The 13,072-nt window shown below is 46.4% G+C and carries 11 protein-coding genes and 1 riboswitch; of the genes, 9 read left to right on the top strand and 2 right to left on the bottom strand.

Going from position 1 to position 13,072, the window contains the following annotated elements; translation table 11 throughout:
• Positions 1–77 precede the first annotated feature (77 nt).
• Positions 78–1,754 (bottom strand): CPBP family intramembrane glutamic endopeptidase, encoded by a 1,677-nt coding sequence (locus MKY54_RS25890; protein WP_339188412.1) that lies wholly within the window; start codon positions 1,752–1,754, stop codon positions 78–80.
• A 320-nt stretch (positions 1,755–2,074) separates the two neighbouring features.
• A riboswitch (cyclic di-AMP (ydaO/yuaA leader) is annotated at positions 2,075–2,250 on the top strand.
• Between the two features lie 64 nt (positions 2,251–2,314).
• Between MKY54_RS25890 and MKY54_RS25885 the strand changes: the two genes are divergently transcribed.
• The gene (locus MKY54_RS25885) at positions 2,315–3,673 is read left to right on the top strand and encodes a TrkH family potassium uptake protein (RefSeq protein ID WP_254857061.1); all 1,359 of its coding nucleotides are present in this window, start codon (positions 2,315–2,317) and stop codon (positions 3,671–3,673) included.
• Positions 3,674–3,686: 13 nt separating this feature from the next.
• On the top strand, positions 3,687–4,358 hold the full coding sequence (locus tag MKY54_RS25880; RefSeq protein WP_036679808.1) for a TrkA family potassium uptake protein: 672 nt from the start codon (positions 3,687–3,689) through the stop codon (positions 4,356–4,358).
• A gap of 524 nt (positions 4,359–4,882) precedes the next feature.
• Here the strand turns inward: MKY54_RS25880 and MKY54_RS25875 are convergent.
• The gene (locus tag MKY54_RS25875; RefSeq protein WP_076184757.1) at positions 4,883–5,785 is read right to left on the bottom strand and encodes a LysR family transcriptional regulator; all 903 of its coding nucleotides are present in this window, start codon (positions 5,783–5,785) and stop codon (positions 4,883–4,885) included.
• Positions 5,786–6,187: 402 nt separating this feature from the next.
• On the opposite strand from MKY54_RS25875, the gene MKY54_RS25870 reads away from it, so the two are divergent.
• From MKY54_RS25870 to MKY54_RS25840, 7 genes are all read left to right on the top strand, one after another.
• Positions 6,188–6,853 carry a succinate dehydrogenase cytochrome b558 subunit gene (locus MKY54_RS25870; protein ID WP_036679804.1) on the top strand — a complete coding sequence of 222 codons (666 nt, stop codon included), beginning with the start codon at positions 6,188–6,190 and terminating at the stop codon, positions 6,851–6,853.
• Positions 6,854–6,898: 45 nt separating this feature from the next.
• Positions 6,899–8,641 (top strand): succinate dehydrogenase flavoprotein subunit, encoded by a 1,743-nt coding sequence (sdhA, locus tag MKY54_RS25865; RefSeq protein ID WP_076127961.1) that lies wholly within the window; start codon positions 6,899–6,901, stop codon positions 8,639–8,641.
• Between the two features lie 75 nt (positions 8,642–8,716).
• Entirely contained in the window at positions 8,717–9,481 is a 765-nt protein-coding gene (gene sdhB, locus MKY54_RS25860; protein WP_036679800.1) for a succinate dehydrogenase iron-sulfur subunit, read from the top strand.
• Positions 9,482–9,691: 210 nt separating this feature from the next.
• Positions 9,692–10,483, top strand: a complete 792-nt coding sequence (locus MKY54_RS25855) for a DUF3891 family protein (RefSeq protein ID WP_076127959.1) — start codon at positions 9,692–9,694, stop codon at positions 10,481–10,483.
• Between the two features lie 57 nt (positions 10,484–10,540).
• The gene (locus MKY54_RS25850; protein ID WP_339188407.1) at positions 10,541–11,470 is read left to right on the top strand and encodes a metallophosphoesterase; all 930 of its coding nucleotides are present in this window, start codon (positions 10,541–10,543) and stop codon (positions 11,468–11,470) included.
• A 38-nt stretch (positions 11,471–11,508) separates the two neighbouring features.
• Positions 11,509–12,051, top strand: a complete 543-nt coding sequence (locus MKY54_RS25845; protein ID WP_051491088.1) for a GNAT family N-acetyltransferase — start codon at positions 11,509–11,511, stop codon at positions 12,049–12,051.
• Positions 12,052–12,261: 210 nt separating this feature from the next.
• Positions 12,262–12,993: an NADPH-dependent oxidoreductase gene (locus MKY54_RS25840; protein WP_339191286.1), complete on the top strand. Its 732-nt coding sequence runs from the start codon at positions 12,262–12,264 to the stop codon at positions 12,991–12,993.
• Positions 12,994–13,072: the final 79 nt, after the last annotated feature.

Here is a 13,072-nt window from a genome sequence, read left to right as displayed (position 1 = left end):
AAAGAAAAAGGGTATCAAAGCAGCGACTAAAGCTGCTTTGATGCCCTTTTTTAATTTTATTACGTCTTCACATTAGTTTAAATCAAAGAAGAAGGCTCCACCGGCTTAGGTTTCTGTGGTGGATTAAATCGATAGACGATGTAAGCGACTATGAACGGCATAATAATCGCGAAGATACCCGCGCCTACATTTACGCTCTCCTTCATAAAGATCAGCGTAGCGCCCATCAGGATGCTGTCAAACACGACGTGGCTGAACATGACAGCAATAAATCCGTAACGAAGGAAAATATAACTGAACAGCAGCCCGATTACGGTCAGCTCAATGGGACGGGAGCTGATGGGATAGATCGGATATAACGTATGGCCAAACGCCCAAACCAACGTGGTGATCAAGCAAGCGACAAAAGTGTTCCGGAACACCTTTTTCAGCATAGGAATTCCGAAAAAGCGATAAATGGCTTCCTCAGATAAACCAGCGAGCCATGCGACGATAGGCAGAAGCCAAGCATATCTCATGTTATAAGGAGATTGGGTGGCGTCTGTAGTAGACCAATTGTGCAAGGTAAACGATAATATGATGAACATAACCGTCTGCACCCCTAGCAGAACGAAAGCCCAGATGTAACCAGCCCGGATACTGTCCAACACATATTGTCCATAGCCGGGCTCTTTGGCGCGGGGCCAAGGGTTCATGCCTTCCTCTTTTCGCCATAAGCCATTGCCGCCCACTAAAGAGAAGTAGAGCAAGGAGGACATCAGCAGGCTGTACAAAGCATAAATGATAAACATAATGACAGAGGTAATCTGTGCTTCTAGCCCTTCACCCGTAGATTCAGGCAGCATATTATAGGTGCTGATCATCATGATTACAAAATAGGCTGAGCTTAGGAATACTCCACGTTTAAAGGAAGTATGCTCTCTTCTAAGAATACTGTAGACGAGTGCCAGAATTCCTAAAATCAGTGTGGGTATACCGTAACCGAATAATGTTAGCTTTTCCGCTAAAGAGGTCTGTCCTTGTACGTAGGAGGTATGCCAAGCTGGTGCAGTGAATCCGGCATTAAAGCTGGATACCTGCTCTCCACTGAAATCAAAATAATAGTGCAATAAGGATTCGCCGACCTGAACAGTACTATCCGTATATACTAGCCCATGGCTTCCTGTATTCGATTCAATTTGTAGTTTGGCAGGATTTACTTCCCATTCCTGAAGCCAAGGACGAGCAAGATTCTCCTTCTGCGCTAGAGTGAGGTCAGCTCCCTTGTCCTCTTTTGCACCAACGGAAGCAATGCCTGGCCCCTCATCGGAGACAACTTTTGCAGCCTTTGAGAAAGCGACAATCTTACCGGTATACATATTGAGGTCAACGATGATTTGCGGCTCTTGCTCCGCTGAAGGAGTAAGCGTTGCCCGAAAGACATCAAAAGGATATTTTTGATCCAATTTTTTCTTGGTGTAGTCCTCCACAAGCTTCTCGCGAGACATATAACCATAAAAGGAAGAGTCCGTCTGGTAAAGTGCATTCCATTGATCGTTTGGTGCTTCGGTGTAGTTGAGCTTTTGTTCTGCGAATAATATGGCTTGGTCACGGGCTTCTGCCTTGCTAATGACGGTGGTATCTTCACCTGTAGGGCTACTAAGCAGTGAAGGGGAAATCTGAAACATAATAAATAGAATAAGACCGATAATGCCCGAGATGATGAGCCTCTTGGAGAGGGCACGTTGCTGTAAGGGCTGGCCGACGGGATTCATGTAACGCCTCCTTGTTATGTACTGACAATGTTATGTTCCATTATAGTATTAGTGCCTGGTTGGTTACAAAAAACATTATATGTTCTTTTTATGGGTAATAGAGATAGTATAGAATAGTCATGTGAATTTATACCATGAATTTTATCGTGTTCATTTCTGCACGAATGATGAGAATCGGTGTAATTGCAGGGAAAACACGGAAAAGTGATGAGAAAAGGCACTCCTTTTGATGCAGTCTCTTTAAACCGCATTTTTTCATGTGAATGAGCATTAATTGTGTCTTTGTGAATTCACTAAATAACGTATATAATTTGTATGCAATTGTATAGTAGCCGAATTTCTGGTGAAAACGGGGGAACCATAAGAAGTGATGAAAAGTGGAGTGTACACGATAAATGGCACTTTCATCAGGGGTGAATTTCGTTCTGGGAACGAATAGGGCAGCCTGCACAGTCCGAATCCGACAGCTAACCTCGTAGGCTAATTTACTGCAGGAACCAAGTCAGCATTGGTTTTCCAGTGCTTTTTTTGTTGGAATTTTTGATAAGAAGGTGAGCAAAGTGGCTTCACAGTTTCGCAGGATTTCTGAATTTAAGTTTCTGAAGCTCTCGCCGCCGCAGATACTGGTGCTTGGTTTTGCATCGATCATTCTGATAGGGGCCCTGCTGCTTATGCTGCCCATCTCAAGCACAAGCGGGAATTCCGTGGAATTTATTGATGCATTATTTACTTCAACGTCGGCAACCTGTGTTACAGGGCTTGTTGTGCTGGATACCGGAATTTCGTTCACCATTTTTGGGAAAACCGTAATTATGATTCTGATCCAGATCGGCGGCTTAGGTTTTATGACCATGGCCACTCTATTTTCACTGGTGTTAAAGCGTAAAATATCTTTGCGGGACAGGCTAATCCTACAGGAAGCCATGAATCAGGGCTCTATGGAAGGAATTGTGCGACTGATCCGGAGAGTCCTCATATATTCTCTTGTCATAGAAGGCTGTGCCGCTGTGCTGCTGTCTATTCGCTGGGCTTTTGATATGCCGTTGGGAAAAGCGATTTATTATGGCATATTTCATGCGGTGTCTATGTTTAATAATGCGGGGTTCGATATTTTTGGGGATTTTCGCAGTTTAACTGATTATGTATATGATCCGCTTGTGAATATTATTGTGATGTTTCTGATTGTCTCCGGCGGGATTGGTTTTATTGTAATGTCAGATCTGGTGGAGTTTCGGGTAACCCGCAGGCTGTCTCTACATAGTAAAGTTGTCCTGTCCACCAGCACAGGGCTGATTCTGATCGGAGCTTTGGTTATTTTTATATTTGAGTTTACTAACACTCGTACCCTGGGTTCACTGAATTTCGGCGGTAAAATATTATCGGCCTTCTTTCAATCCGTGTCTCCCCGTACGGCTGGCGCGAACACAGTAGATATTGCTGGACTTCGGCAGGCTACACAATTTTTTATAGTGATTCTTATGTTTATTGGTGCTTCTCCGGGCTCAACGGGCGGCGGGATCAAGACAACAACCTTTACAATGATGATTGGTGCTGTAATTGCTATGCTGCGTGGACGGGAAGATGTTGTGTTGTTCCGTTATCGGCTGGCTCAAGAGCGCATCTACAAGGCATTAACGATCACGCTGCTGGCTTTGTTGTTAATCGCCTCTGTGTCGATGATACTCTCCACAACTGAAGACAGTAATTTCTTGGCAATCTTGTTTGAGACGACCTCCGCCTTTGCTACGGTAGGACTGACTATGGGGCTAACTCCGGAACTGTCAGCGATCGGTAAGATTCTACTCTGTCTGACGATGTTTGCAGGTCGGCTAGGTCCACTAACCTTAGCGTATGCACTCGGTCCCAAACAGGGTAAACCACTGTATAAGTATCCGGAAGGTAAAATAATTATTGGATAGGAGTTAATTAGAAATGAAAGCACAGCAATTTGTAGTAATCGGCTTAGGTCGCTTCGGTTCAAGCCTGGCGCTTGAGCTGATGGAAATGGGCTACGAGGTGCTCGGCATTGACCACCATGAAGAACGCGTGGAGGAAATGAGCGATCAGCTGACGCATACGGTAGTAGCAGATGCTACAGATGAGGGAATTATGCGCTCGCTTGGTGTACGGAACTTTGATTGTGGGATTGTTGCGATTGGTGACAATATGGAGAGAAGCATTCTGGCGGCCATTTTGTTGAAGGAGATTGGAGTCAAGCAAGTGGTGGCTAAGGCAATCTCTATCCTTCATGGCCGCGCACTGTCGCGGCTGGGGGTTGATCGGGTTATTTTTCCGGAGCGGGATATGGGGATTCGTGTGGCACATCAGCTGGTGACGCCCAATTTGCTGGATTATATTGAACTGTCCAAGGATTATAAAATTGTCGAGCTGACCGTACCGTCCTGCATGAACGGCAGAAGCTTGTCTGATTTAAATACAAGAGCTAAATATGGCTGCAGTATTGTTGCCCTAAATAGGGAAAGCGGAATAATCGTCGCTCCAACTGCCCATGATTATTTAAGTGAAGGCGATGTTATGGTACTCATTGGTCCTAATGAAAGTATTGACCGTTTTGAGAGTGAAGTTGTGAACCAAGAATCATAGGAAAAGAAGCTGACTCAAAAGTAGTGAATTCTACTTGGGGGCAGCTTCTTTTTTATGGAGTAAAGAGTAGGAAAAGTAATGGATTTCACTATGCCATATGGCTATAGACCACGCGTAGTGTTCTAATATATTGGTTTGTGCGGTGGACGAGTTGTTAGGTGTGATATTCGTACGGCTGTAGTAGATGATTTGTGGTATCTGTGACGGTGGAATATGGGCGATATGCGTTCTTTGTTTGTACGATGTACAGAGTGGGTGTGAACTAATTAGGGAAAACCTCCCTAAAAATAGCCGCTATTCGCTCTAAATGAACGACATCAGGGAATTCCTCCCTAATAAACAGTGGGATTCCTTTATTAGTTACTGAATCAGCCGAAAATTAGGGAAGTTTTCCCTGATTTTAAGTCTGCTGAACAAAAATCTCTAAATTTCAGGGAGAAATTCCCTAATTACGCTATAAGTACTTCACTTATTACCTCATTTGGAGATCACTAGGTGCGCCCCTTGATTCATTTGGTCCGGCTTTACCGCTCACGTTCTGTCAGAAACATCTCTTCGGTAACTTGCACCAGACTGCGAGCCGCCGTGCTCATGCTTCCATCGTCACGGTAGATCAGGCAGGTGGTCCGTTGAGTCTGCTCCAGCTCCTTGATATGTAAGGACACCAGCCCGCCGCCGTTCAGCAGTTCTGGACGCAGATAAGACTTTGGCAGCAACGCAGCCGCTTTGACAGTCGGAAGCAGCCGTACGATGGCTTCGAAGGAGTCAATCTCCATGCGCACATCGGGATCAATCCCGCAGCGCTGGAATAGATCGTCCGTCAGACGCCGGTACCAGGTCCCCTTTGAGAAGAGAATCATAGGCAGCCGGGATAGATTATCCATGGTTAGCTTGGAAGATAAATTTAAAGGATGCTGCTCTGAGACGACCAGTCGCAGTTGATCCTCAAACAGAGAAATGCAGCGTAACCCGGGTTCTTGAATAGAGGAAGCGATCAGACCTACATCTGATTTTCCCTCACTAACTGAGGATACGATCTCATGCGTTCGGCCTGTGATCAGCTTCAGCTCTGCGGTCGGATATTTATCCATATAAGCGTTTACCAGCGGCGGAAGCGTGGTCTGCAGTGAGGTAAGACTAGCCCCCAAGGTGACAAGCCTTGGCTCCCCCTCTTTAAATTTGGAAAGGGCTTCCAGAAACTTGGAACGCTGCTGCCGTTGTTCAAGCGCATAGGAATAAGTGAGACGCCCAACCTCGGTTAATTCCAGTCGTTTGCCATAACGATTAAACAGTGCGACCCCCAGACGTTCCTCGAGTTTAGAAATTTTGCGAGACAAGGCGGGCTGGGATAGATTGAGCTGGCGTGAGGCCCGGTTTAAGCTGGAATGTTCCACAACTGCTGCAAAAACATCTAAATCGTCAAACATAATTGAGTTCCTCTCCTAATGCGATGTACGATCAGTAGTGATGAAATTCATAGCCGTAAGAGTAACTGTTCTTATTACATAAGGAAAATCAGGTTATGTCGGAAAATGTTGTTTTGCTAAATGAGAATTATTATCATATAAAATCTATTCTTATGCGTTTATTGTATAACGTTTAATAATTAGATTGCAATTCCCTTATAAGCGAAAAAAGAGTAACATGAAAAGTGACACAAGATATTCACATTTTGTGAAAAATAAAACTAAGTCCGGTAAACTCTAGGATAACGGTAAATTAAGGAATTATGTCATTGGATTGTCAACGTTATCCTGTGTCAAATGTAGTTCCGGCGGTGAATACCCATTAATGAAAACGCTGTTTTAATCGGAAAGGGGTTACTTTGTATGAAAGGATTTTATTCCAGAAAGATTCATTCCTTGCTAGGCGTTATCCCACTTGGAGCCTTCTTCATTGAGCACATGATGACGAATTTTGCGGCTGTAGAGGGTGGCGCTTCCGGTTTCACTGACAGCGTGTTATGGCTGAACAGCCTGCCGCTCGTTTTCTTCCTGGAATTGTTCGGTATATGGCTTCCTCTGCTGTACCATGGGGTATACGGACTTTATATTGCGTATCAATCCAAGCCGAACTTGAACCGTTTCAACATTGAAAGAAACTGGCGTTATACCCTGCAACGGATTACAGGTATTGTTACCTTCATCTTTATCGTCTGGCACTTGTTCCAAACACGGGTTCAGGTGGCGGTGGGTAATGTGGAGCACGAAGAATTAGGCGGTCTGATGCATGATATCGTGACTCAGCCACTTCTGCTGACACTGTATATTATCGGTATCGTTGCTGCATGCTTCCACTTCTCGAACGGTCTCTGGTCTTTCTTGATCAGCTGGGGAATCACCGTAGGTCCACGTGCACAGCGGGTATCTTCTTACCTCTGTCTTGGCATATTTGTATTAGTAACTTTCATGTTCCTGATTTCGCTGGTTACTTTCCGTGACAGTGAATTTCAAACTGCAGCAACCATTGCCCAGTCCATAAAGACCTTCATTTAATTTAAGAATCCTTTCTGATATTTTCGATAAAAGGAGTGAACTATCATGGCAACATCCGATATCATTATCGTGGGCGGCGGCCTGGCCGGCCTGATGGCTACCATCAAGGCAGCGGAAGCTGGTGCGCATGTCCATTTATTCTCATTAGTTCCTGTAAAAAGATCACACTCCGTATGTGCGCAAGGCGGCATCAATGGCGCTGTAAATACCAAAGGTGAGGGCGACTCCCCTTGGGAGCATTTTGACGACACCGTCTATGGCGGTGACTTTTTGGCGAATCAGCCGCCGGTTAAGGCGATGTGTGAAGCTGCGCCAGGTATCATTCACCTTATGGACCGGATGGGCGTTATGTTCAACCGCACACCGGAAGGTCTGCTCGACTTCCGTCGTTTCGGCGGAACGAAGCGGCACCGTACAGCTTTTGCCGGCGCGACTACAGGCCAACAGCTGCTGTACGCGTTGGATGAGCAGGTGCGCCGCTGGGAAGCTGAAGGTCTCGTAACTAAACGCGAGAACTGGGAGTTCCTTTCAGCTATCATCGACGACGAAGGTGTATGCCGCGGCATCAGTGCCCAGAATCTTAAGACGATGGAGATTGAGACTTTTCCTGCGGATGCTGTTATTTTGGCAAGCGGCGGGCCGGGTATTATTTTTGGCAAAACAACGAACTCCGTAATTAATACAGGGACAGCCGCAAGTGCGGTATACCAACAGGGCGTACATTATGCCAACGGAGAATTTATCCAGATTCACCCAACGGCTATTCCGGGAGATGACAAGCTCCGCCTGATGTCGGAATCGGCACGTGGCGAGGGCGGCCGTATCTGGACTTATAAAGACGGGAAACCGTGGTATTTCCTCGAAGAAAAATATCCGTCCTACGGTAACTTGGTGCCGCGCGATATTGCTACACGTGAAATTTTTAATGTGTGTGTGGATCAAGGGCTGGGCATTAATGGCGAGAACATGGTGTATTTGGACCTCTCTCACAAGGATCCGAAAGAGCTGGACGTGAAGCTTGGCGGGATTATTGAAATTTACGAAAAATTCATGGGGGATGATCCCCGTAAAATACCAATGAAGATCTTCCCGGCTGTGCACTATTCTATGGGCGGCATGTGGGTTGATTACAATCAAATGACGAACGTTCCGGGTCTTTTTGCAGCCGGAGAATGTGAATATCAATATCACGGAGCGAACCGTCTAGGCGCCAACTCTCTGGTATCTGCTATTTACGGCGGTATGGTCGCAGGACCAAAGGCTGTTGAATACATTAAAGGTCTGAAGAAATCATCGCAGGATATCTCTTCTTCCGTATTCGATAGCTTCCACAAAAAGCAAACGGACAAATATGAGTCTCTATTGGCAATGTCAGGGACAGAGAATGCTTATGTGATCCACAAGGAACTGGGCGAATGGATGACCGCTAATATGACCGTGGTGCGGCACAATCCGAAGCTGGAAGCGACCATTGGTAAAATCAAAGAGCTTAAGGAGCGTTATCGCAAGATCAATATGAATGATGCATCGCGCTGGAATAACCAAGGTGTGGCCTTCACTCGCCAGCTCTGGAATATGCTGGAGCTGTCCGAAGCGATGACACTTGGAGCGCTTATGCGGAATGAGAGCCGTGGTGCACATTACAAACCGGAATTCCCGAATCGTAATGATGAGGAGTTCTTGAAGACCACAAAAGCAGCCTGGACTGCAGAGGGTCCACAAATCTCCTACGACGAAGTGGATGTCTCGCTGATTCCTCCACGGGTACGCGATTATTCGAAGGATTAATGCTTTCCAGTAACAGAATAGCTTGCGAGGCAAGCTTCATGAAATAAAATCAGGCAATTTTAGGAGGGAACCATTATGGCGGAAACAGCTGCAGCTCCCAAAAACGTAAAGTTTATCATCACCCGCCAGGACGATCCACAAAGTTCATCGTATGTCGAGGAATTTGAACTTCCTTATCGTCCAGGTATGAATGTGATCAGTGCTTTGATGGAAATTCAGCGTAACCCTGTGAATGCCAAAGGTGACAGCACAGTTCCCGTATGCTGGGATTCCAACTGTTTAGAAGAAGTGTGCGGAGCTTGCTCCATGGTGATTAATGGCAAACCCCGCCAAGCCTGCGCTGCACTTATAGACAATCTGGAGCAGCCTGTACGCATTGAGCCTATGAAGACATTTCCGGTGGTGCGTGACTTAGTCATTGACCGTACCCGGATGTTCAATGCGCTAAAACGGGTGAAAGCATGGATTCCGATTGACGGTACGTACGATCTTGGACCGGGACCGCGGATGCCGGAGAAAAAACGGCAGTGGGCCTATGAATTATCCAAATGTATGACCTGTGGCGTATGTTTGGAGGCTTGCCCGAATGTCAACGAAAAGACGGATTTCATCGGACCGGCAGCCATTTCTCAAGTACGTCTGTTCAATGCTCATCCTACAGGTGAAATGAACGCTGACGAAAGATTGGATGCTCTGATGGAGGATGGCGGGATCGATGGCTGTGGTAACTCACAGAACTGTGTACGTGCTTGTCCAAAGGGGATTCCTCTTACGACATCCATTGCAGAAATTAACAAGCAAACAACGAAGCATATGTTCAAACGTTGGTTAGGTGTGTAATTAATAGTACCGCCAAATGTTTATCTATTGAGCTATCCTCAAAGTGGATTCCATTCGCTGGGGGTAGCTTTTTTTATGTTGTTAAGACTCTCTTATCTGCTTGAGGCGGGAAAGTCTTGCAGGGCTGGAGCAGGTTCAGAACATTGACCAATTTATGCTATAATATCCATTGTTAACGTAATGTTAGCTGTGGAACAAGGAGGAATAATCGTGATTTGTCGGGAGCAAGATGGAGCAATTGTAATGGTTAAGCAGCATGATCACGGGAAACTTGCCGGAGAGCTGGCCATTGGGTTCAAAGAGCAGCATGTGCCAACTGAAGGACGCCGGGAAGAGGTACTGTGGGCAGTAGCACAGCATGATAGGGGCTGGATTGATCTGGATGAGACCCCTTTCTGGAATGATGCGGAGCAAGCACCCTACACCTTTATTGATTTTCCTGTAGTGCCTAAGTTGACCTTTTATAAGCGTGGATTAGATGAGATCGAGGAACACACACCGTACGGAGCGTTGCTGTGCAGCTTGCATTTTGAGCGGCTTATTAAGATTGCGGGACTCGATTATCCAGAACTTACATTGTATCAAGAACATGAAGAGGAACGCAGAGCACGTATCCATCGGGAACTTGAAGCTTCCAAGCCTATTGGGGAAGATGAGCTGTATTATGATGCCCGCCTTTTAGAATTCTGCGATGATCTGTCCTTGTATTTGGCCTTAAATGAGCCAGGGTGTCCGAAATCAGAGGAGCATCCATGGTGGCGTGAAGGGTTCTCAGGTACTGAAGATTTCAGTTTTACGTCAGGTCGTGTTATCACAGCGGAGTGGCAGGATAAGTCAACGTTAATGCTTGAACCGTTTCCTTTTGAAAAAACGCTGGAAGTAGCATTTATGCTGAGACGAGTTCAAAAATCAGAAATCGCAAAAAAAGGGATTGCACGCGCTTACAGCGAAACTCCGGAGAAAGAATGCCGGATTGTTCTAACTGCCCGAAATAATATATAAGTTATTATTTGGACCATCTGTTTTTCGGGGAAAAGGTAAAGAAAGGAGAATCTCCCTATGAAGATACAATCGTCTGGGGCTTCTCCCAATAAGAATGGCGATAAGATCCACAAGGACACCTCTAAGGGGCGTTCTGGTGGCGAGTCAACAATTACCCGCCGGCAGTTCCTGACTCGGGGTGCGGCTGCTGTAATCGGCGCAGGATTGCTTACAAGCGGATATGCATGGCAGGGGGAGCCGAACTGGATTGAGGTCACTAAGCTGGACTTGCGCTTTAAGGAGCTTCCTTCCGCTTTTTCAGGGATGAAGCTTGTTCATTTCAGTGATACGCATCTCGGATTTAATAAGGATGCCAGGGATCTGACCCGACTCGCTAAACATATAAGCAAAGCTGAACCGGATCTTATTTGCTTCACGGGTGACATTGTGGACAGCGATCCTGAGGATCTTGTTGAAGCCGTACCGGTGCTGGCAGCGTTAAGTGCGCCATTGGGTAAATTTGCGATATTAGGCAATCATGATTACAAGAATACCCAGCTGGTTACCGAGCTGCTGGAGTCTGCGGGCTTCCGGGTGCTAAGGAATAAATCCTACCTTCTAAAAAGAGGCGGGGCAGTCATGGCGGTTACGGGTCTGGATGATCTGTTACACGGTAAACCCGACCCAGCGAAAGCCATTACTGGTGTTCCTGAAGGAACCTTTAACGTCCTTTTGATGCATGAGCCGGATTATGCGGATACCGCACAGGCCTATTCATTTGATCTACAGCTTTCCGGGCACAGTCATGGCGGACAAATTCGCCTGCCCTTTATAGGTGCGCCATTTACACCTTATGGATCTCTTAAATACATAAATGGATTGTATTATACAGAAGACAAAGCCATGCCTGTGTATGTGAATAGAGGGTTTGGAGAGACATACATGCCTTTTCGGTTATTGTGTAGGCCAGAATTAACGGTTCTGACGCTGCATCGGTCCATGAGCTGATTAGGCTGGAATTTTAGCTGCACGGAAGGGGAGAGAAGATGAGCACCTATGGAGCAGTGTTGTTAGAGACACAACATGGTTTAGCGGTAGATCTGAGGCTGATCATGCCTGAGGATGTTTTAGCTTTGCGGCAGCTGCTCTCCCATCCAGATGTGCAGCGCCATATTCTAGTACGCTCCGGCCCTGGATCAGCATCTGCCCAGGTGGAGAAGCTGGTAAACCGGATGTTATTTGCCTTCGATCCTTGTGCGCTGCATGCCGGGATCTATTTAAAGGGGCAGCAGCGGTTGATCGGTATAGTGGCTTTGCAGAATTGGAACCGCCGTGAGGGCACAGCTACCTTAGGATATATGCTGGACCCGGCATGGTGGGGATGCGGGCTGGCGACGGAGGCCGTGGGTTTGTTTTTGAACTATAGTGTTCATACCCTTGGGATAACAAGGATCGAAGGACGCTGCACAGGAGATAATATTAGATCGGAACGTGTGATGCTCAAGAACGGTATGAAGCTGGAGCGGGTGATGCCCAAAGTCGGCTCCTTGGACGATGTAATGAAAGTATTCACATTGTTACACAAATGAAATAATGCCGTTATCAAACTCTAACAGTGTGCGGTTAAACTAAGTACATGACCCCCTTTTAAAAATATACTGCTTTGGGACCCGATGATTCGGGTCCATTTTTTTTGTTTGAAAAGAGTAGCGTAAGTGATTGGCAGTACCGAATCCGATCGTTTATGATTAACATACTATGGAGTGGAATGACCAAGGAGGCGTAACATTTTGAATGAAGTGGTACAAACATTAAAAAATCATCGTTCTTTCCGGCAATATTCAGACCAGCCTGTGGAGCCAGAGAAGCTACAATCAATGATTGAATCGGCTCAAGCCGCACCGTCATGGGTTCATGGACAGCAGGTATCGATAATCGCCATCAAAGATCCTGCGCGTAAGCAGCAGCTTTCAGTTTTGTGCGGAAATCAGAAGCATGTAGCGGCAGCACCGGTTTTTTTGGTGTTTTGCATGGATTTTTATAGAGCTAAAGTAGCTAGTGAGCTGGAAGGCAAGTCTTTTGAAGCCGTAAAAGATGTGGATGCGCTTTTGGTTGGAGCTACAGATGTGGGAATCTCATTGTCTAACGCGATTGCAGCGGCGGAATCCATGGGACTGGGCATCATTCCTATTGGGGGTGTGCGCCGCAACACAGCGGGTGTGATTGAACTGCTGAAGCTGCCGGAGTACGTATTCCCTGTCGTCGGTCTCTGCGTGGGATACCCAGCGGAGGAGGTTTCTCAGAAGCCGCGGCTGCCGCTGGAAGCTATATTTCATGAGGAGCAATACAATCCGGATGTACAAGGCCTCCTGGAGGCATATAATCAAACCCACCGTGAATACTTGCAGCAGCAGGGGATGACGGAGAGAGACTGGACCAGTACGATTGCTCATTTTTATGAGATCAACCCGGAATATGGAGATGCGAAACGTACGCTGAAACAACAAGGTTTTAGCTGTGATAATCTGTAAATAAACAAAATAATGCACCAAGCTGAGATTGGTTTAACGGAGGGTGAACCCTGCCCCTAAACCAATAACGCTTGGTGCA

The sequence above is a fragment of the Paenibacillus sp. FSL P2-0121 genome, from assembly GCF_037975345.1.
GTDB classification, from domain to species: domain Bacteria; phylum Bacillota; class Bacilli; order Paenibacillales; family Paenibacillaceae; genus Paenibacillus_AQ; species Paenibacillus_AQ odorifer.
The sequence above is the reverse complement of the archived record's forward strand: the minus strand, read 5'-3'. Positions and strand labels throughout refer to the sequence as shown.